The organism is Flavobacterium sp. IB48, assembly GCF_016405855.1.
Classification (GTDB): domain Bacteria; phylum Bacteroidota; class Bacteroidia; order Flavobacteriales; family Flavobacteriaceae; genus Flavobacterium; species Flavobacterium ginsengisoli.
In genome coordinates this window covers 315,562-334,978 of the sequence record NZ_JAEFCA010000003.1, presented here as the reverse complement: position 1 = coordinate 334,978, position 19,417 = coordinate 315,562, and the positions used below count along the sequence as shown (strand labels likewise).

16 protein-coding genes are annotated in these 19,417 nt (G+C 34.6%); 6 read left to right on the top strand and 10 right to left on the bottom strand.

Going from position 1 to position 19,417, the window contains the following annotated elements:
• Positions 1–113 precede the first annotated feature (113 nt).
• The 8 genes from JC605_RS12170 to JC605_RS12135 are packed head-to-tail and all read right to left on the bottom strand — an operon-like array spanning position 114 to position 9,015.
• A complete protein-coding gene (locus JC605_RS12170) occupies positions 114–830 on the bottom strand; it encodes a sulfite exporter TauE/SafE family protein (protein WP_198856451.1) in 717 nt (238 codons plus the stop codon).
• Between the two features lie 6 nt (positions 831–836).
• Positions 837–1,913: a hydrogenase formation protein HypD gene (hypD, locus tag JC605_RS12165; protein ID WP_198856450.1), complete on the bottom strand. Its 1,077-nt coding sequence runs from the start codon at positions 1,911–1,913 to the stop codon at positions 837–839.
• A gap of 1 nt (position 1,914) precedes the next feature.
• Positions 1,915–2,541 carry an FKBP-type peptidyl-prolyl cis-trans isomerase gene (locus JC605_RS12160; protein ID WP_198856449.1) on the bottom strand — a complete coding sequence of 209 codons (627 nt, stop codon included), beginning with the start codon at positions 2,539–2,541 and terminating at the stop codon, positions 1,915–1,917.
• Positions 2,528–4,819, bottom strand: a complete 2,292-nt coding sequence (gene hypF / locus JC605_RS12155) for a carbamoyltransferase HypF (protein ID WP_198856448.1) — start codon at positions 4,817–4,819, stop codon at positions 2,528–2,530. The genes JC605_RS12160 and hypF overlap by 14 nt, the downstream gene beginning before the upstream one ends.
• Before the next feature lie 10 nt (positions 4,820–4,829).
• Positions 4,830–5,339 (bottom strand): HyaD/HybD family hydrogenase maturation endopeptidase, encoded by a 510-nt coding sequence (locus JC605_RS12150; protein WP_198856447.1) that lies wholly within the window; start codon positions 5,337–5,339, stop codon positions 4,830–4,832.
• A gap of 31 nt (positions 5,340–5,370) precedes the next feature.
• Positions 5,371–6,117: a Ni/Fe-hydrogenase, b-type cytochrome subunit gene (gene cybH / locus JC605_RS12145; protein ID WP_198856446.1), complete on the bottom strand. Its 747-nt coding sequence runs from the start codon at positions 6,115–6,117 to the stop codon at positions 5,371–5,373.
• Positions 6,118–6,133: 16 nt separating this feature from the next.
• Positions 6,134–7,870: a nickel-dependent hydrogenase large subunit gene (locus tag JC605_RS12140; protein WP_198856445.1), complete on the bottom strand. Its 1,737-nt coding sequence runs from the start codon at positions 7,868–7,870 to the stop codon at positions 6,134–6,136.
• Positions 7,871–7,887: 17 nt separating this feature from the next.
• On the bottom strand, positions 7,888–9,015 hold the full coding sequence (locus JC605_RS12135) for a hydrogenase small subunit (RefSeq protein ID WP_198856444.1): 1,128 nt from the start codon (positions 9,013–9,015) through the stop codon (positions 7,888–7,890).
• Positions 9,016–9,177: 162 nt separating this feature from the next.
• On the opposite strand from JC605_RS12135, the gene hypA reads away from it, so the two are divergent.
• Genes hypA through hypE form a run of 4 tightly spaced genes read left to right on the top strand, consistent with a single transcriptional unit; the run spans position 9,178 to position 11,649 of the window.
• Positions 9,178–9,519 carry a hydrogenase maturation nickel metallochaperone HypA gene (gene hypA, locus JC605_RS12130; protein ID WP_198856443.1) on the top strand — a complete coding sequence of 114 codons (342 nt, stop codon included), beginning with the start codon at positions 9,178–9,180 and terminating at the stop codon, positions 9,517–9,519.
• A gap of 8 nt (positions 9,520–9,527) precedes the next feature.
• Positions 9,528–10,391: a hydrogenase nickel incorporation protein HypB gene (hypB, locus tag JC605_RS12125; RefSeq protein ID WP_198856442.1), complete on the top strand. Its 864-nt coding sequence runs from the start codon at positions 9,528–9,530 to the stop codon at positions 10,389–10,391.
• A gap of 3 nt (positions 10,392–10,394) precedes the next feature.
• Positions 10,395–10,637 (top strand): HypC/HybG/HupF family hydrogenase formation chaperone, encoded by a 243-nt coding sequence (locus JC605_RS12120; RefSeq protein WP_198856441.1) that lies wholly within the window; start codon positions 10,395–10,397, stop codon positions 10,635–10,637.
• Position 10,638: 1 nt separating this feature from the next.
• Positions 10,639–11,649 carry a hydrogenase expression/formation protein HypE gene (hypE, locus tag JC605_RS12115; protein WP_198856440.1) on the top strand — a complete coding sequence of 337 codons (1,011 nt, stop codon included), beginning with the start codon at positions 10,639–10,641 and terminating at the stop codon, positions 11,647–11,649.
• A 186-nt stretch (positions 11,650–11,835) separates the two neighbouring features.
• Here the strand turns inward: hypE and purL are convergent, their stop codons facing one another.
• Entirely contained in the window at positions 11,836–15,489 is a 3,654-nt protein-coding gene (gene purL, locus JC605_RS12110) for a phosphoribosylformylglycinamidine synthase (RefSeq protein ID WP_198856439.1), read from the bottom strand.
• A 593-nt stretch (positions 15,490–16,082) separates the two neighbouring features.
• Positions 16,083–17,594, bottom strand: coding sequence for a hypothetical protein (locus JC605_RS12105; protein ID WP_198856438.1), 1,512 nt, complete (start codon positions 17,592–17,594; stop codon positions 16,083–16,085).
• A 312-nt stretch (positions 17,595–17,906) separates the two neighbouring features.
• Here JC605_RS12105 and JC605_RS12100 point away from each other — a divergent pair, with 312 nt between their 5' ends.
• Positions 17,907–18,338, top strand: coding sequence for a PaaI family thioesterase (locus tag JC605_RS12100; RefSeq protein WP_012026684.1), 432 nt, complete (start codon positions 17,907–17,909; stop codon positions 18,336–18,338).
• A 2-nt stretch (positions 18,339–18,340) separates the two neighbouring features.
• A complete protein-coding gene (locus JC605_RS12095; protein ID WP_198856437.1) occupies positions 18,341–19,411 on the top strand; it encodes a chorismate-binding protein in 1,071 nt (356 codons plus the stop codon).
• Positions 19,412–19,417 lie beyond the last annotated feature (6 nt).

The window sequence follows — 19,417 nt, the reverse complement described above, 5'->3', positions numbered from 1 at the left end:
GATATCATTAAGCTATTCTTATATGTTAATTAGATTATAATTAATGAAGAAAAAAAAGCTACGACATGGGGATAGCGTCGTAGCATTTTTTTATATCTGAATAAACTTAATTTTTAGAATAAATTAGTATAAACAATCTTGAAGCCGAAGATGATGCATATTACCGAAGAAATTATTATTAAGGCATATTGCAATTTTTGAGATTTGAGAATGCTTTTTGTAAACGGAATACTAAATAATCCAGCAGCGATAAACATTCCTATTATAGAACCAATTCCGAAAATTAGGATATAAAGTAATCCTTCTAATGGAGTTTTCATTTGCGAAATAACCAAAATAACCAAAGATCCGCTCCCTGCCAAACCATGAACCAGTCCTACGCCAAATGCCGTTTTATAATTTGTTGATTCATCAAAATGGGCATGTTTAAAAGAGGCAATAGGATGCGAATGATAGTAGGTGTGAGCGTGCATGTGTGTATGTGTAACTCCGTTACTGTGCGTATGCTCGTGACTATGGTAATACGTGTGCGCATGTTTTTTCTTGTACAATAATTTAAACAAACGAATTATTCCCAGCACAATAAGCATCAAACCTACAATAGCTTCGAGATAGCTAAATATATTTTCGCTTATCGAAATTTTAAAGCCAATCATGATAATGCCAACTAAAAAAATTGTGGAAGTATGGCCAACACCCCAGAACATTCCATCTTTTAAAGCATCTTTGATTCTATTTCTATTAGTAACCAAATTATTTACAGCCAGTAAATGATCAGCTTCAAAGGCATGTTCTAATCCAGCGTAAATCGTAATCAGAAATCCAATCATAATTTTTTACAAATAATTAAAATAGGCCGCGCAAGCACCTTCAGAAGAAACCATTGGTGCGCCTAAGGGATTGGACGGTTTGCATTTTTTCCCAAATTCAGGACATTCATTTGGTCTTTTATGTCCTGTTAAAATTTGTCCGGCAATACAGTATTGATCTGTATTTTTGTGCAAAGTTGTGATCGAAAACTTTTGGCTAGCATCATACATTTTATATTCTGCTTGCATTACAAGTCCACTGTCTTTAATTACACCAATTCCTCGCCATTCCTGAGTTCCAATTGTAAAAACACTATTAACAACTTCTTTGGCTTTTACATTGCCTTCTTCTTTTACTAATCTGGTATATTGATTTTCTACGTTGTGTTCTCCTTTTTCTAATTGAATTACGGTATGATAAATGGCCTGAACCATATCGGCAGGCTCAAATCCTGAAACCACAATAGGAATTTTATATTTTTCAGCTATAGGATAGTAATCTCCGAGACCAACAATCGTACATACATGACCCGCTCCTAGGAAAGCATTAATGGTACAAAACTCATCAGATAAAATAGCTTCCATAGCTGGTGGAACCAATACATGAGAGACTAATAAACTAAAGTTAGTAAGCCCTAATTTTTGAGCATAGATAACAGCCAAAGCATTGCTTGGTGCGGTAGTCTCAAAACCTACAGCAAAAAAGACGACTTCTTTATCTGGATTTTTTGAGGCAATATTTACAGCTTCCAAAGGTGAATATAAAATTCGAAGATCTCCTCCTTCGGCCTTTGTCTGAAGTAAGCTTTTAGAAGATCCGGGCACGCGAATCATATCTCCGAAAGAGCATAAAATGACACCTTTTTTCAGTAATTCTATTGCTTTATCTATTAATGAAATTGGAGTAACACAAACGGGACAACCTGGTCCGTGGATCATTCTAATATTTTTGGGAAGCAAATCTAATAATCCATTTTTGACCAATGAATGTGTCTGACCACCACAGATTTCCATGATATTCCAAGGTTTAGTGGTAATTTTATGAATTTCATTTAAATAATAATTTACTAGTTCGGGATTTCGATATTCAGAAAGATATTTCATTTCAGACAATGTTTAAGAGCTTAATAGTAAACACTAAAGTAGAGTTGGGCTGTATCATTGGCGGTGCGCCAATCTCGGCATACGCAAGATGATGCGGAATGTAAATTTTCCAACTTGATTTTTCGGGCATTAATTGTAAAGCTTCCTGCCAGCCTTTTATGGTTTCTGATACACGCATTTTTTGTGGTCCAGAATCTTTAGTAGAATCGAAAACGGTCTTATTTAATAAAGAACCTTCGTAAATAACATTTACTGTATCTGATATTTTTGGAATTTCGCCTGTGCCTTCTTCTAAAATTTCATATTGCAAACCGCTGGCTAGAGAAGTAATTTCTTCTTTTAAAGCATTTTTCTCTAAAAAAGCAGTTCCTATTGCGGCATTTTTTACTTTTAGTTCTTCTTGTAAGAGGGCAACATAATTATTGAAAATTTCAATAGAACGTTTTGGAGAGATTTTTTCACTTGATTTCTCAAAAATAGATTTCATGCCGTCAATAAAATCTTCATACATTATTTCTTCAAATCCAATGTCTTTAAGACTCAATGCCATAACAACACCAGTAGAGTAAGAAATCTTGTCTTTTTCTTCTGTTTTCCCAATATGCCCTAATAGTTCAAGAATATCCATGTTTTAATTTTTTTAAGTGTAAATAATGACTCAGTTGTCCAAATGAAATGTTTTCGTCATTAGGAGAAAGCATTTCATGAAAATGCAGTTTGTATTTTGGTTTTAAATGATCAATTATTAAATCAATAAGGACCGTATTTTGAAAAACGCCGCCACTAAATGCGAGATGTTTTGATTTTTTGTGCCTAGCTATTTTTTCAATGCATTTAACTAAAGTGTAATGAAAATTTAATGCGGCGTTTTCTATCTGGGTATTGTTTTTTACTGCTTTATTGAGATTTAACAAAAGTGTTTTTGTTGGAATCAGATTTGTGATTTTCTCGTCTTGAAGGTAATCTTTCAATTTTACAGTAGATTTACTAAAAGCTTCTTGAGCTAGTTTTTCGAGATACATTCCAGCTTCGCCTTCAAACAAAATTGGATTTTTGAAGCCCAATATAAAAGCAGCGGCATCAAATAAGCGTCCCATCGAAGAAGTTTTTATTACACTATTTTCAATATGTTTCGAATAAATTTTGATTTCGTTTTTATTGAAAAGTTGCTGAAAGTGATGATTGTTTCTGCTAATCGAGAATGCTGCTATTTTTGGATTCCTAGACATTTGATCGCCTAAAATCCACGGAAAATATTCTAAATGCCCAATTCTGTTAATCTGTCCAAGATTATATTCAAAAAATTCACTGCCAAATATCTCTGTATTGCTTCCAAAACCTGCTCCATCCCAAATAACTCCTAATATTTTGCGCTTTTTCCATAAATTTTTCTCACCCAAAATAGCAGCAAAGTGTGCTTCATGATGCTGTATTGTAAGCGTTTCTATAGTTTTGTTTTCGAATGTGAAAGCTGAAATTTTATTGGCAGATTGGTAACTGGGATGCGGGTCATAAATAATTTTTTGTGGTGAAAAATTGAAAAAAGTCAAATAGCTATTAATCTTTTTTTCAAATCTGTTATAAGTATCATAATTTGCAAGATCTCCAATGTATTCGCTTATGTAGGTCTGTTCGTTTGGTGTAATTGTAATAGTATTTTTTAGATCTGAACCTAAGCAAAGCAGTTTTTCTGACCTCGGAGCTAAAAAAGACAAATTGAGATTTGGAGTAAGACCACGTGCTCGACGCAATATTACTTTTTGCTTATGCTTTTTTGAAAATTTTAATATAGAATCATCTTGCGAATGTTGAATTTCTAAATCATGATGTAAATAAAAGTCGGCAACAGAATTTAATGATTTTAAAGCTTCATTTTGGTTCATACAGATTGCTGCGCCATTAAAGTTGCCACTAGTTGCCACAAATGGTTTTTGAAACAAGTTTGAAATTAAATGTAAAATGCCAGAATTCGGCAGCATAGCGCCAACAGTTTCTATAGCTGGACTGATTTCTGTAATAGCTAAATCTGCTTTCTTTTTTAGCGGTAAAATTACAATTGGAGCTTGGCAGGAAGTGATTGCTTTTTTTTCTGCTTTCTGACAATACAGATAATTTTCTATTTGTTTAATGTCTTTAAATAAAACTGCAAATGGTTTTGTGAGGCGTTTTTTTCGGTTTCGTAATTCTAGAACTGCTTTAGGATTTGTTGCATCACATAAGAGTAGGTAGCCGCTGATGTTTTTTACGGCAATGATTTTTCCTGCTGTAAGTTTTTCGCAAAGAGCTTCAAATATTTCTTTATTTGTTCCCTTTGTTATGATTCCTTTATTGTCTGTAAATGAAATTCTTACACCACATTCAGGACATGAATTAGTCTGAGAATGAAAACGAATGTCTTTGGGATTATTATATTCCTCAAGACATGTTTTACACATTTTAAATTCATTTAAACTTGTGTTTTCTCTTTCGAAAGGAAACTTTCTAGCAATAGCATATCTTGGTCCGCATGACGTACAGCTTATAAATGGATAAGAATAACGTCGATTATTTGGATCTAAAACCTCACTCTTACAGTTTTTACAGATTGCAAAGTCAGGAGTTAGAGGAGCATTGATTGCGATGTTTTTCTCAGTTGGTCTTATAGAAAAAGTATCAAATGTTTCATCGCTTAAAATTTCTACAATCTCAATGTGTTTTATTTTAGCATTTTTAGGATGTTTTTTTTTAAGCTCTTTATAAAATTCAGTTACAGTAGGCGATTTTTCCTGTACTATGATAATGACTCCATTTTCATTATTAGAAACATAGCCTTTCAGATCATAGCTGATTGCCAAATTATATACAAAGGGACGAAAGCCTACACCTTGCACACTACCTGAAATTGTTATTTGAAATGTAAGATTCAAAAAAAGTGAATTATGTATTTTTAAAATTTTCAATTTGCTGAATAATCTGAAGGGTAACTTTTTGGATTGCTTCATCTACCTTTGGCGAAAGGTTCATAGACATAGGTTCCATTTTTAGGATTGTAATTGTGTACAGAGAGATTTCGGGCATGACATTCAGCATTGATAAAATGTCAACCATATCTTTAAGTCCAAAATTATGTCCGCTTAATGCAGTTGGAAAGTCTTCTGAAAAACGAGGTTTTAAGAGCGTAATTGTTCCTTCATCTTTACCATCCATCGTTGCATCTACAATGATTACTTTTTTATGATTTTCTAGATAAGGAATCAAGGTAAAGCCACCTGTCCCTCCATCAATAAATGAAATGTTTTCGGGAAATTGGGCTTTGTCTATTCTGTTTATAAAATGTACGCCAACACCTTCGTCTCCCATTAAATAGTTTCCAATTCCAAGTACTAAAATCTCATTTCCATCTGTGTGAAACTCATCTATTTTTTTTGCAATAATTTCTTCCTGCATCTAATTTTATTTTTGAAATCGATGAAACGATTTAAACTTTTTCCTGTTCAACGATTTCGATCTTTTTCTCTAAATCTTCGTCTTTTTTTATTCTTTCAGTTCGTACAAACTTATAACCGCTTACCATTGCCGACGTTTCACCTAGTCCTTCAAGCCAGTCATGAAAGAAGACTAAATAAATGTGAACAATAGCAAACAATATAAAAGTCCAAGTGGTAAAATGATGTATAGTTCTGACGTTCAAATCACCACCAGCAAAATTGGTTACCCAGCCAAACATTTTAGGAAAAAACCAAGTTGAGGTTGGAGCGTACATTGCAAAACCTGTAGCAATCATAATTAACGCCATAACAAACATTATTAAATAAGAGGCTGCGGCTACGCTATTGTGTCCCACGGCTCCTGATGGAGAGCCATTTGTATGTTCATTTTGCAGGAAAATATCATATTTTATAACATGCCACATTCGTTTAAAACCTTCTTTTTTGAAAGGAAAAAACACACGCCAGCTGGCATATTTATTTCCCTTAAAAGCAAAATAAATTCTTAAAATCATTACGGCTACTAATAGATAAGCACAGGCAAAATGAATTTCTCGGACATACCCAAACCAAAACTGGTTTGTTGCTTCTCTAGTCGAAATTATACCTGGCGGATTGCCAATAATAAACCCTGTAGCCACTAGTCCTGTAATAGCCCATGCATTTACCCAATGAAAAATACGTATCGGCAGCTGCCATATGTAGGCTCTTTTATAATCGTTAGTTTTTGCTGGCATGTTTAACAATTTTAAATTATACGGTACAGATTGAGATATCGTTTACTTCTTTAATAATACTGCCGTTTTCATCATATAAGTGAACAGCGCAGGCAATGCAAGGATCAAATGAATGTATGGTTCTAATGATTTCTAATGGCAACTCTGGATTAGAGACAGGTGTATTTAACAAACTGCTTTCATACGGCGAACGTTGTCCTTTAGGGTCTCTCGGAGAAGCATTCCAAGTCGAAGGAACTACCTGCTGATAGTTCGCAACTTTTGCATCTTTTATTACGATCCAGTGGCTTAATGCACCTCTTGGTGCCTCTACAAGACCAACCCCTTGAGCTTCTTTAGGCCAAGTTGAAGTTTCCCATTTTTCCATGTTGGCCATTTTGGTATCTCCATTTTTAATGTTTTCAATTAAACGGTCAAAGAATTCGAGATTCCAGCCAGCCACTAATTTCGATTCCAATGCTCTTGCAGCAGTTCTGCCTAAAGTAGAAAATAAAGCTTCTGCAGGAATTTGAAGTTTGGATAAGGCAGCATCGATAGTATCTTTGAATTCTTCTCTTCCCGATGCATATCCTACTAACATTCTAGCTAGAGGGCCAGCTTCCATAGCATGGCCTTTCCATCTTGGTGTTTTAATAAAACTGTATTTTTCATCAACATTTAAATGCGTATAAGGAGGTTTTGGACCAGAATAATTTATTTTGGTTTCTCCGCTCCAAGGCTGTCTTCCGGTATTGCCGTCTCCTTCATAATCATACCAAGAATTGTTTACGTATTCTTCTACAGTTTTTAAATCTCTCAGATCTAGATCGTGTACTTTTGTGAGGTCTTTATTTAGAATAACTCCCGACGGAAATTTAAAAGTATCACTATTGGTGTTATTATACCCTTGTGTTGGAAAATCACCAAAAGTCATAAAGTTATGAAAGCCTCCAATGGCGCCCCAGTCTTTATAATAACCTGCTATGGTTAAAACATCTGGAAGGTAAACTTGTTCTACAAATCGTTTTCCTTCTTCCAGCAATTGTCTTACAAATGCCAATCTTTCAGCATTTAAGCCGCTAGCATCATCAAGATTAATAGAGCAGGCCATTCCTCCCACAAGAAAATTAGGATGCGGATTTTTGCCTCCAAAAATAGCGTGAACTTTGACAATTTCTTTTTGCCATTCTAATGCTTCTAGATAATGTGCGGTTGCCATTAAATTGGCTTCCGGAGGCAATTTCATTTGCGGATGTCCCCAGTATCCATTTGCGAAAATTCCTAATTGACCGCTGGCTACAAATTTTTTTAATCTTTTCTGCAAATCAGAAAAATAACCAGGTGAACTTTTGGGCCAATTGGATATGGATTGAGCCAATTGAGATGTTTTTACAGGATCGGCGTTTAGTCCGCTTAGTACATCAACCCAATCAAAAGCATGCAGATGGTAAAAATGCACTACGTGATCATGAAGGTATAATGAGCCTAACATGATATTTCTAACAATTTCTGCATTGGGCGGAATAACAATTCCAAGCGCATCTTCCACAGATCGTACAGATGCCGTTGCATGTGTTGATGTACATACGCCGCAGGTTCTTTGCACAAAGGCCCAAACATCTTTTGGGTTTCTGTCTTTTACAATATTTTCTAAACCTCTAACCATTGTAGAAGATAGGAAAGCTTCTTGTATTGTGCCGTCTGAGATTTCTACTTCGGCTCTAAGATGCCCCTCAATTCTGGTAATTGGATCTACTACTATTCGCTCTGCCATGTTTTATTTTTATTAGATTATAAATCCTCTAAGTGTTTTTCGTTTTCAGTTCCTTGATTAATTCTCTGATTAAGCTCTTTTCTTTTCGATACATTCGAAAGGATAGCATGAACTCCAATTCCTGCAGCTACGCCTCCAAGAGCAATTTTTCCCAGAGTATCTGCATTAGCTTCAATATTGCCAGGGCTTACAGCTGCATCTCTGGAATAAAAACTTCCTGCATCCCAAAAATCTTTAGCACTGCAGCCAATGCAGCCGTGGCCAGATTGTATAGGATAGCTAACACCGCCATTCCATTTCATATTGCCGCAAGCATTATAAGTGCTTGGCCCTTTACAGCCTACTTTGTATAAGCAATAACCTTTTTTTGCATTTTCATCATCAAAATTTTCTGCAAATAATCCTGCATCAAAGTAAGGTCTGCGGTAACAGCTGTCGTGAACTCTTTTTGAATAAAAAGCTTTTGGACGTCCAGAACTGTCTAATTCAGGCAGTTTTCCAAATGCTACCACATGCACAATAATTCCAGCCATTACCTCGCCTATAGGAGGACAGCCAGGAACATTTATAATAGGTTTGTCTGTTATGATTTTATGAATTGGCACAGCTCCAGTAGGGTTTGGTTTTGCGGCTTGTACACAACCAGATGTAGCACAGCTTCCCCAAGCAATAATAGCTTTTGCTCCTGCTGCAGATTCTTTAAGAATATCTACAGCACTTCGGCCGCCAATACAGCAATAGTTTCCATCAGCTCCCATCGGAATAGAACCTTCAACGCAAAGGATGTATTCTCCTTTATATTTTTCCATAGTAGCTTTTTTAGCTGCTTCAGCCTGATGACCAGATGCGGCCATTAATGTCAAAGTATAGTCTAAAGAAATTTTGTCTAGGATAATATCTGCAACAATAGGATGGTCAGAACGAATGAAGGATTCACTGCAGCAGGTACATTCCTGAAAATGCTCCCAAATTACAGGCAAACGTGGAGTAGTTTCTAGCGCTTTGGCTATCTGGCCAATTGCCGAACTTTGAACGCCCATGTAGGCTCCAATATAAGCTACAAACTTTAAGAAATCCCTTCTGTTGTAACCTTGTCTTTCAATACTATTGTAATAGGTTTCGTTTTCTTTGTTTTTTTCCTCCATCCGTTATGTTTTAAATTATAGATAAAAAGACTTTTTGTGTGTTTAAAAGGATTTTAAAATTATCTAAATATTGTTGCTATGAATGTGATAAATATCAGTTTTTGGGATTTCTTTTGTTGATACCTTGCGAAATTGAAATATATTTTAAAGAACAGATAAGTTATGCATGAACTTTCTATAGTTACTTCAATCGTAAAAATTGCTAAACAAGAGGTAGATAAAATAGGAGGAAACAAGGCCTTAGAGATTTACTTGCAAATAGGAAAATTATCTGGCATTGAAATGAGTTCTTTTCATTTTATCTGGCCGCAATGCATAAACGGAACCGTTTTAAGAGATGCAAAATTGTTTATAGAAGAACCTGAAGGAACAGCAAAATGCGCTGAATGTGAAACGAAATTCCAAATCGAAAAAAGTTTTGACAGTTGTCCAAATTGTAACAGTCCTTTTAAAGAAATCATAACAGGAAAAGAGTTGAAAATAAAGAAAATAATCATTAAATAAATTTAATTATGTGTACCACTTGCGGTTGCAGTTCTGATGAAAACGAAATTAGGTTTACTAAAATCGGAGATAAAAATTCCTACTCTCATTATCATTCTGGACATTTTCATCACCATCATCACGAAGATCATCATCATGAACACCATTCTGATCATGACCATGACCATGACAGTCATGACCATCAGCATGACCATAATTATGGGAATTCGCATTCTCATGAAGTTAATATAGTACAGTTGGAGAAAGATATTTTATTTAAAAATCAGCTTACTGCCGAAAGAAACAGAGGCTTTTTTGAAGCATTGAATATTTTCTCTATAAATCTAGTTAGTTCTCCGGGTTCTGGGAAAACATCTTTATTAGAAAGAACAATTTCAGATTTGAAAAGCAAAATGGCTTTTTCTGTAATCGAGGGAGATCAGCAGACAACAAATGATGCAGATAGAATTCATAAATTGAATGTTCCTGTATTGCAGATTAATACAGGAAAAGGCTGTCATCTGGATAGCGAAATGATAGCAAAAGCCGTTAAAGAGCTAAAACCTGTTTCAGATTCTGTATTAATGATTGAAAATGTTGGGAATTTAGTTTGTCCTGCAATGTTTGATCTTGGCGAATTAAAACGTATTGTCATTATATCGGTTACCGAAGGAGAAGATAAGCCACTAAAATATCCTGACATGTTTTCGGGATCGCAAATTTGTATTATTAATAAGATTGATTTACTGCCTTACCTGAAATTTGATTTAGAAAAATTAAAAGAATATGCGAAAAAAGTCAATCCGAACTTAATCTTTTTTGAAGTTTCAGCAACGTCAGGAGAAGGATTGTCGGCTTGGTACGATTTTTTGTCTCAATCTATAAAACAATAGTATATGTGTTTAGCAGTTCCCGGCCGTTTAGAAAAAGTTACAGTAGAACTTGACGAAACTTTTAGAATAGGAAAAGTATCATTTGAGGGTATTATTAAAGAAGTAAATTTAGCTCTTGTTCCAGAGGCTAAAATTGGAGATTATTTGTTAGTTCATGTGGGCGCTGCCATTGGAATTATTGACGAAGAAGAGGCTAAACGAACAATGGAGGTTCTTAAGGAAATGGGTGAAGATTTAATTGAGTGAAATGGAAAAAAATAGTGAAGTAATTCATTTGCATCATGGCAGTGGTGGTGAACATATGACAAAATTACTGAATGAAGTGATTTTTAAAATTTTAAAGAATGATGTTTTAGAAGTTCGCCATGATGGTGCATTTTTAGACATACAAGGCAGTTTGGCATTTTCTACAGACAGCTATGTCATTTCGCCTATATTTTTTAAAGGCGGTAATATTGGCGAGTTAGCTGTAAATGGTACTGTAAATGATCTTGCGATGTGTGGTGCAGTTCCTAAATATCTTTCACTTGCTTTAATTATAGAAGAAGGTTTCGGTTTGGAAGAATTTATTCAAATCATTAAATCAGTAAAAAAAGCTGCTGATAAGGCAAATGTCAAAATCGTTACTGGAGACACAAAAGTTGTAGAAAGAGGAAAAGGAGATAAAATTTATATCAATACTTCTGGAATTGGAGTTATTCATGAAAAAGCGAATATTAAAGCTCAAAATATTAAGGAGAATGATGTTATAATCATAAATGGAGCAATAGCTTCGCACGGAATGGCAATTATGTCAGAACGTGAAGGATTAGAATTCGACAGCGATATTTTAAGCGATACAACAAATTTAAACCATACAGTTGTAGATTTAATAACACAATTTGGAGATAAAATTCATTTTTTAAGAGATGCTACTCGTGGCGGATTGGCTTCAGTTTTACATGAAATATCGGCAGAAATTAATTTAGGAATTTCACTTTTAGAAGAGAATATAAAAGTAGAAAATCAGGTAAAAAGTGCTTGTGAATTATTGGGGTTAGATCCACTTTATGTTGCCAATGAAGGGATTTTTGTTTGCGTTGCTGCGCCAGAAATTAAAGATGAGGTATTGAGAATTTTGCAAAAAGCAAATCCAAACGCATCAGAAATTGGTTTTGTCACTCCTGAACATCCTTCAAAAATAATTATCGAAAGTGCTTTTGGAGGCAAAAGAGTGGTAAATCCTTTAGTGGGAGAACAGTTGCCACGAATTTGTTAATTTTTTTTTTGCCACGACCTGAGCGATAGTGAATAGACGAAGCAATTACACAAGTTATTTTTTATAGCCATAGATTAAAAGGATTATGATGATTTCTTTTATTAGAAAAAAATCTGTGTTAATCTGTGTAATCTGTGGCAAAAAAAAACGCCCGAATTATCGGGCGCTTTTAGTAAAAATATATTTTTAGTTTTTCTCAATCCATTTTCTGGCGTTAACAAAAGCTTCGTGCCAAGGTGAAACCTCGTCATTTCTGTCTTTTGGATAATGTGCCCAGTTCCATTGGAAAGTCGAACGCTCAATATGAGGCATCATTACTAAATGTCTTCCTGTTTTATCGCACATCATAGCCGTGTTGTAATCAGAACCGTTAGGGTTTGCAGGATAACCTTCGTAAGCATATTTAGAAACAATGTTGTATTGGTCTTCTGCGTAAGGCAATTTGAATTTACCTTCTCCGTGAGAAACCCAAACTCCTAAAGTGCTTCCCGCTAATGTAGACAACATAACCGAATTGTTTTCTTGAACTTTTACAGAAGTAAAGATACTTTCGTGTTTCTGGCTTTCGTTATGATGCATTTTTCCGTGAACCTCGTGCTCTGGATTAATAACTTCCAATTCCATAAACAACTGACATCCGTTACAGATTCCAACAGATAAAGTATCTTCTCTTTTGAAGAAATTATCTAAAGCTGTTTTTGCTTTTTCGTTGTATAAGAACGCTCCGGCCCAACCTTTAGCAGAACCTAAAACGTCAGAGTTAGAGAATCCTCCGACTGCACCAATAAACTGAATGTCTTCAAGTGTTTCACGACCAGAGATTAAGTCTGTCATGTGAACGTCTTTTACGTCAAAACCAGCTAAGTACATTGCATTTGCCATTTCACGCTCAGAATTACTTCCTTTCTCACGAATAATAGCCGCTTTTGGTCTTGGTTTAGAGTTGTCGATTTCTGGTTTTTTTCCTGTGAAATGTGCAGGGAAAGTATAATTTAAAACCTGATTTTTATAGTTTTCAAAACGTGCCTGAGCTCTTCCGTTTTTAGATTGTTTTTGATCTAATAAATAAGAAGTTTCGAACCAAACATCTCTATAAGTTGGAATATCTAAGTTCCAGTTTCCAACTTCTAAAGAAGCTGTAGAAGTTACAGAACCAATTTTGAAGAATTCGATATTGTTTGCTTTTAATTTAGCTTCAACAGTTGCATCAGATTTAGCTTGGAATACGATTCCGATGTTTTCTGCGAAAAGGATTTTCAATAAGTCTTTTTCTTCGAAAGCAGAGAAATCAATTTTAGCTCCAAGATTTACATCAGCAAAACACAATTCTAATAAAGTTGTGATTAAACCACCGCTTCCAATATCGTGACCTGCTAGAATTTGGTTTTCGCAGATTAATTCCTGAATTGTATTAAATGCATTTTTGAAGAAAACCGAATCTTTAATTGTAGAAGTTTCGTTTCCGATTGTGTTTCTGATTTGTGCAAAAGATGAACCTCCAAGTTTGAAATCATCTTGAGATAAATTAATATAATAGATAGAATCTCCGTTTTTCTGTAAAACAGGTTCTACTACTTTTTTAATATCTGTACAGTTTCCAGCAGCTGAAATAATAACCGTTCCCGGCGCAATTACTTCATCGTTTGGATATTTTTGTTTCATTGAAAGTGAATCTTTTCCTGTCGGAATATTGATTCCCAATTCAATTGCAAAATCCGAACAACCTTGTACAGCATCGTACAAACGAGCGTCTTCACCTTCGTTTTTACAAGCCCACATCCAGTTTGCAGATAATGAAACTCCTTTTAAACCATTAATAATTGGTGCCCAAACTAAGTTTGATAACGATTCTGCAATCGCATTTCTAGATCCCGCAACCGGATCAATCAAAGCTGCAATAGGAGCATGCCCAATAGAAGTTGCAATTCCTTCTTTACCTAAATAATCCAAAGCCATAACTCCAACATTATTCAAAGGCAATTGTAACGGTCCTGCATTTTGTTGTTTAGCCACTTTTCCTCCAACGCAACGGTCAACTTTGTTAGTTAACCAGTCTTTTGAAGCAACAGCCTCTAAACGTAAAACGTCTTTTAAATAGCTTTCGAAGTCATTTGCTAAATAAGCAACATCAGCATATTTTCTGTCGATAGTTTTGTCTGTCATAACCGTTTTTGGAGAACTTCCGAAGAAATCTTCTAAAGCATAATCCATCGGTTTTGAACCATTTGATTTTGATTCGAAAGTAAAACGGTGGTCTCCCGTTACATCTCCAACCTGATACATTGGCGAACGCTCTCTGTCGGCAATTCTTTGTAAGGTATCAATATCTTTTTGACCAATAACCAATCCCATTCTTTCCTGAGATTCGTTACCAATAATTTCTTTTGCAGAAAGCGTTGGGTCTCCAACTGGTAATTTATCTAAATCGATTAAACCTCCAGTTTCTTCCACTAACTCAGAAAGACAGTTTAAGTGACCTCCAGCTCCGTGATCGTGAATAGAAACAATTGGGTTATTGTCGCTTTCTACTAAACCACGAATCGCGTTTGCAGCACGTTTTTGCATTTCAGGATTTGAACGCTGAATCGCATTTAATTCGATTCCTGAACCGAAAGCTCCTGTATCTGCAGAAGAAACCGCAGCACCACCCATTCCGATTCTATAATTTTCTCCACCAAGAATTACGATTTTATCGCCTTCTTGTGGTTTCTTTTTGATTGATTGATCTAGTTTTCCGTATCCAATTCCACCTGCTTGCATGATTACTTTATCATAACCAATTTTGCGGTCGTTTTCTGAATGTTCGAAAGTTAAAACAGAACCTGTAATAAGTGGCTGACCAAATTTATTTCCAAAATCAGAAGCTCCGTTTGAAGCTTTGATCAAAATATCCATTGGTGTTTGGTACAACCATTTTCTTTCTTCAACAGCATTTTCCCATTTACGATCTTCTTTCAAACGAGAGTAAGAAGTCATATAAACTGCAGTTCCAGCTAATGGTAAAGATCCTTGACCTCCCGCTAAACGGTCACGAATTTCTCCTCCAGAACCAGTTGCAGCTCCGTTGAAAGGCTCCACTGTTGTTGGGAAATTGTGTGTTTCGGCTTTTAATGAGATAACCGAATCGAATTCTTTTATTTCGTAAAAATCAGGTTTGTCTGCCGATTTTGGAGCAAATTGCTGCACTTTTGGTCCTTTTACAAAAGCAACATTGTCTTTGTAAGCAGACACAATATCGTTAGGATTTTCCTGAGATGTTTTTTTGATTAATTTGAAAAGAGAAGTTTCTTTTTCTTCACCGTCAATTACAAAAGTTCCGTTGAAGATTTTGTGACGGCAGTGTTCTGAATTCGCTTGAGAAAAAGCAAAAATTTCAGAATCAGTTAATTTTCTTCCTAGTTTAGTCGAAAGATTATTTAAATAATCAACTTCTTCTTCGCTTAAAGCTAAACCTTCAACTTTGTTATAAGTCGCAATATCATCAATTTCCAGAATTGGTTCCGGTTGAATGTTGATAGTGAAGATTTCTTGATCTAATTCGTTGAATTTTTGAGAAAGCATTGGATCAAAATCAGTAAAATCTTCCGTTGCAGGATGAAATTCTTCGATTCTGATAATGCCAGAAATTCCCATGTTTTGAGTAATTTCTACAGCATTTGTACTCCAAGGTGTGATCATAGTGGCGCGTGGACCAACAAAAAATCCTGTCAATGCAGATTTTTCGATCTTGTTTGCGTCGGCAAAAAGCCAGTTTAATTTTGAAATGTCTTGAGCTGAAATTTCGTTTTGCGTTTGTACGGCAAAAACAGTTTTGCTTTGGTTTTCAAAGAAATGGATCATTTGTGTAGTTTGTTGTATTGAGCTGCAAATTTAATGTAAATAAATAGTAAGCGCAAATTTGAAAACGATCTCTTTTCAAAAAAAATGAAATTGCTTTTTTCTTGCATTTTTTCTACCAAAAAGACGCAAAATCAATAAGTTTGAGTCTTTCCTGAAATTTAATGATTTATTAAAATTTCTTTTTTGATATGTTCTGTAATATTAAACTTTTAGAAGAAAAAAATCAAAATTTAAAGTTCATAAGTTTAATGTCTTTAAATGAATGGATTTGCAAAAATTACGAAATCTGGAAATGAAGAAAAAGTATAAATTTTGAAAAAATGATTTTAATTAAAAGTTAATTGTGGTAATTTTCTTAGCTTTAAGTGTGTTTTGTCATTTCGACGGAGGAGAAATCTTCACAAGAAGCTCGACAAAGATTGAATTCTCTTCGCGGAGTTACTCGCGAAGATTTCTCCTCCGTCGAAATTACAAACTGCATGGATACTTTGTCAAAATACTTTGCGACTTTGCGTCTTTGCGTCTTTGCGAGCAAAATACACAAGCAAAATTCTAAAAAAACTTTGCGCCTTAGCGCCTTCGTGGCAAAACCATTATTTAGGGAAATCCTGATTCTGATAAGCACCCAAGTCAGGCGGCGAAGTTCTTGTAATTCCTAAAATATCTGTTGTAATGATATAGGCCTGATTCCCTTTAGCGAAAGCGGCAGAAGTTTTATCAATATTGAATTTATTTTCAGAAGCATTATAAAACTTAGGATTTTCATTTAGAATAATGTTCGTGTAATGTTCTGTATCGGTTTTGAATTGGTAATTAGGATTGGTTGTTGAGTTGCTAAATTTCAATAAACAATTATTGAATTGATAAACAAATGTGGCTTTTGCATTTTTATCTAAATTTAATTCGTTTGTAGCTGAACCATAAATAATGCAATTATTGAAAGTAGCCTGAGTAAGCGGATTGGTTTCTGGAGTTGCTCCTGCCAAAGAGTTGCTTAAATTTACTGCAAACGGAGAACTGCCTGACCAATTATTATTAAAAGTACAGTGTGCAAAACTATAATTTCCGCCATAGATGCAAGATAAACTTGCTATTCCAGCACGATTTATAACAATGTTTTCTCCAGTAATTTGTTCGTTTTGAGCTAAAATTCCGTATTCAACGCAATTGTAAACTTGTGTGTTTTTGATCGAAATAGGATTTAATGAACTTCTGAAATCTAAGCCTACAATCGCATTTTTTAAAGTCAAATGATTGATAGAATGATTCGCGCTTCCTTTTTCAAAAATAACCGATTTCCATTGCCCAGGGATGTCAGAATAAAGTGATTCTAAACGGTCGCCTTCAAAAATAACTTCATTTTCGAGTTTGTTTGTCGTAGAAGTTTTTCCGTTAATTTCTAGAGAAGCATTTTTACCAACATACAAACCAGAATTGGCATGAAAATGAATTCTTGCACCAGCTTCAAAAGTTATGGTTTTGTTTTCTGGAACTCCAGCATATCCATAAATGACGTATGGTTTTTCGTTTGTAAAAAGAAGCTCGTTTCCATTTATAGGATCATTTTCGCTCAAATAGAATCCATCAACATCTTTGCCGTCAATTTTAATTTTTTCTTTGGTTCCGTCAGTATTTTGGTTCGGATATAAAAAAACAGCATCTTGAATTAAAGTAACCAAAGCAACTTCTTGCAAATTGGCTCCGCTGTCAAACTGAATTTGGTCAGTATATAAAAAATCATCAGGATTGGCATCTGTAATATCGGCAGTTGTTTCTATAAAAATGTACAAACTGTCTTTTGCTAAAAGTGTAACATTTTGAAAAATCTTACCGTTGTTACCCGACATTCCATCAACAGTCATTCTGTATTTAGAATTCAAGCCTTTTTTAAATTGTACAATCGGAATCGAAATGTCTTTTTTGCTTTGGTTGTAGACTTTTAATTGGTAAGTGCTTGAGCCAATATTTTTAAAAACAGTATCCAAATAAACGGTGTCTTTTGAAAACTTTAAATCTCCAGAACTAGCAACGGTATCAAAATCAGTTCGACAAGAACTGAAAGCAAGAATGATTCCGAAGATTAAAAGTGTAAAGTGTTGACGCATTTAAAAAAGTTTTTTTGCCACAGATTAAAAGGATTAAAAAGATTTTTTTTGCCACCAATTCCATGAATTTTCTCAAATTAAATTGAAATATAATTCGCGAAAATTTATGTATTTCTTGGCTATATTTTTAAAATCCCTTTAATCTGTCCAATCTGTGGCAAATAAAATAATTTCTAGCCAAAGATTGATTTTGATTGTTTTTGTAAAAATAACAAAAAACCTACACGTTTGAAGTTGAATTTTAAATTTAGGATCGGATTTTAGATTTATGTCTTATCTTTCTTTAATTTTACGATTTTAAAGTTTATTTTAATGAATTATACAAAAGAGCAGATTTTGGCGCGCTGCAATGAGTTTTCTAAAAACACATTGATGGAAACGTTAAAAATAGAATATATAGACGCCGGAGAAGATTTTTTAACTGCAAAAATGCCTGTAAATCCAAGTGTTCATCAGCCAATGGGATTGTTGCATGGAGGCGCTTCTGTTGCTTTGGCAGAAAGTGTGGGGAGTGCGGCTTCTTTCTTTTTTATCAATCCGAAAGAACAGGAGGTAAGAGGTATCGAGATTTCGGCAAATCATCTAAAAAGCATTCGTGAAGGTTATGTTTTTGGAACAGCCAGAATTATTCACAAAGGAAGAAGTCTCCATCTTTGGGAAATCAAAATTACTGATGAAGAGGGAAATCTGGTTTCGCTTTGCAAATTGACGAATATGGTTTTGGATAGAAAGAAAAGCGAATAAATATGAATTCATTTTTCTTAAAAATTAAAAATCATAAAGAACAAAATTTACCCTTTGTACTTTATTCAAAGCCCAATACAGAAAGCTATGTTGGGATTTTACAGCAAAATAATACATTATACAATGTTTCTGATTACAGTGAAAAAGGATTTGTTTTTGCTTCTTTTGATGAAAAACAACTAGTCTTGATTCCTGAAAATGAATCAGAAATTATTTCTTTCCACAAAGAGCCAGCTTCATTTGAACCAATCGAGATTGACGATTTAAATTTTGATTCTGAAGCTAAGTTTCAATACGAATATTTGGTAGCACAAGGAATTCAAGCGATAAAAAACGAAGAATTCAAAAAAGTCGTTTTATCGCGAAACGAAGAAGTGCCTTTATCTGAATTTGATTTTATTGAAACGTTTCAGCACTTGGTTCAATTGTATCCAGCAACTTTTTGCTATTGTTTCTTTCATCCTAAAATTGGTTTGTGGATGGGAGCGACTCCAGAAAAACTGCTAAAGGCAAACGGAAATGTTTTTGAAACGATGGCTTTGGCAGGAACGCAAAAAGACAATCAGGAAACTAAAATTGTTTGGCAGCAAAAAGAAAAAGACGAGCAGCAATTTGTAACTGATTTTATTGTAAAAAGGCTTCGAGAATTTACAGCTTCGGTTGTGGTTTCTGAACCTTATAGTTTAAAAGCAGGATCTATTTGGCATATAAAAACCGATATTTCTGGAGTTTTAAAAGATAATTCGACTTTAGAAGAAGTAATCGATACGTTGCATCCAACTCCAGCCGTTTGCGGACTTCCAAAAAAGAAATCGAAAGGATTTATTATTGAAAACGAAAATTATGATAGAACTTTTTACACAGGTTTTCTAGGTGAATTGAACAGCACTTTTGGAGAAGCTCAAGCAAGTTCTGATTTATTTGTAAATTTACGATGCATGCAGATTCAGGAAGAAAAAGCAATTTTATATATGGGTTGCGGAATTACAAGAGAAAGCGTTCCGGAAAAAGAATGGGAAGAAAGCGTCAATAAATCAATGACGATGAAAAGAGTCTTGAAAGTTAGGAGTTAGAAGTTA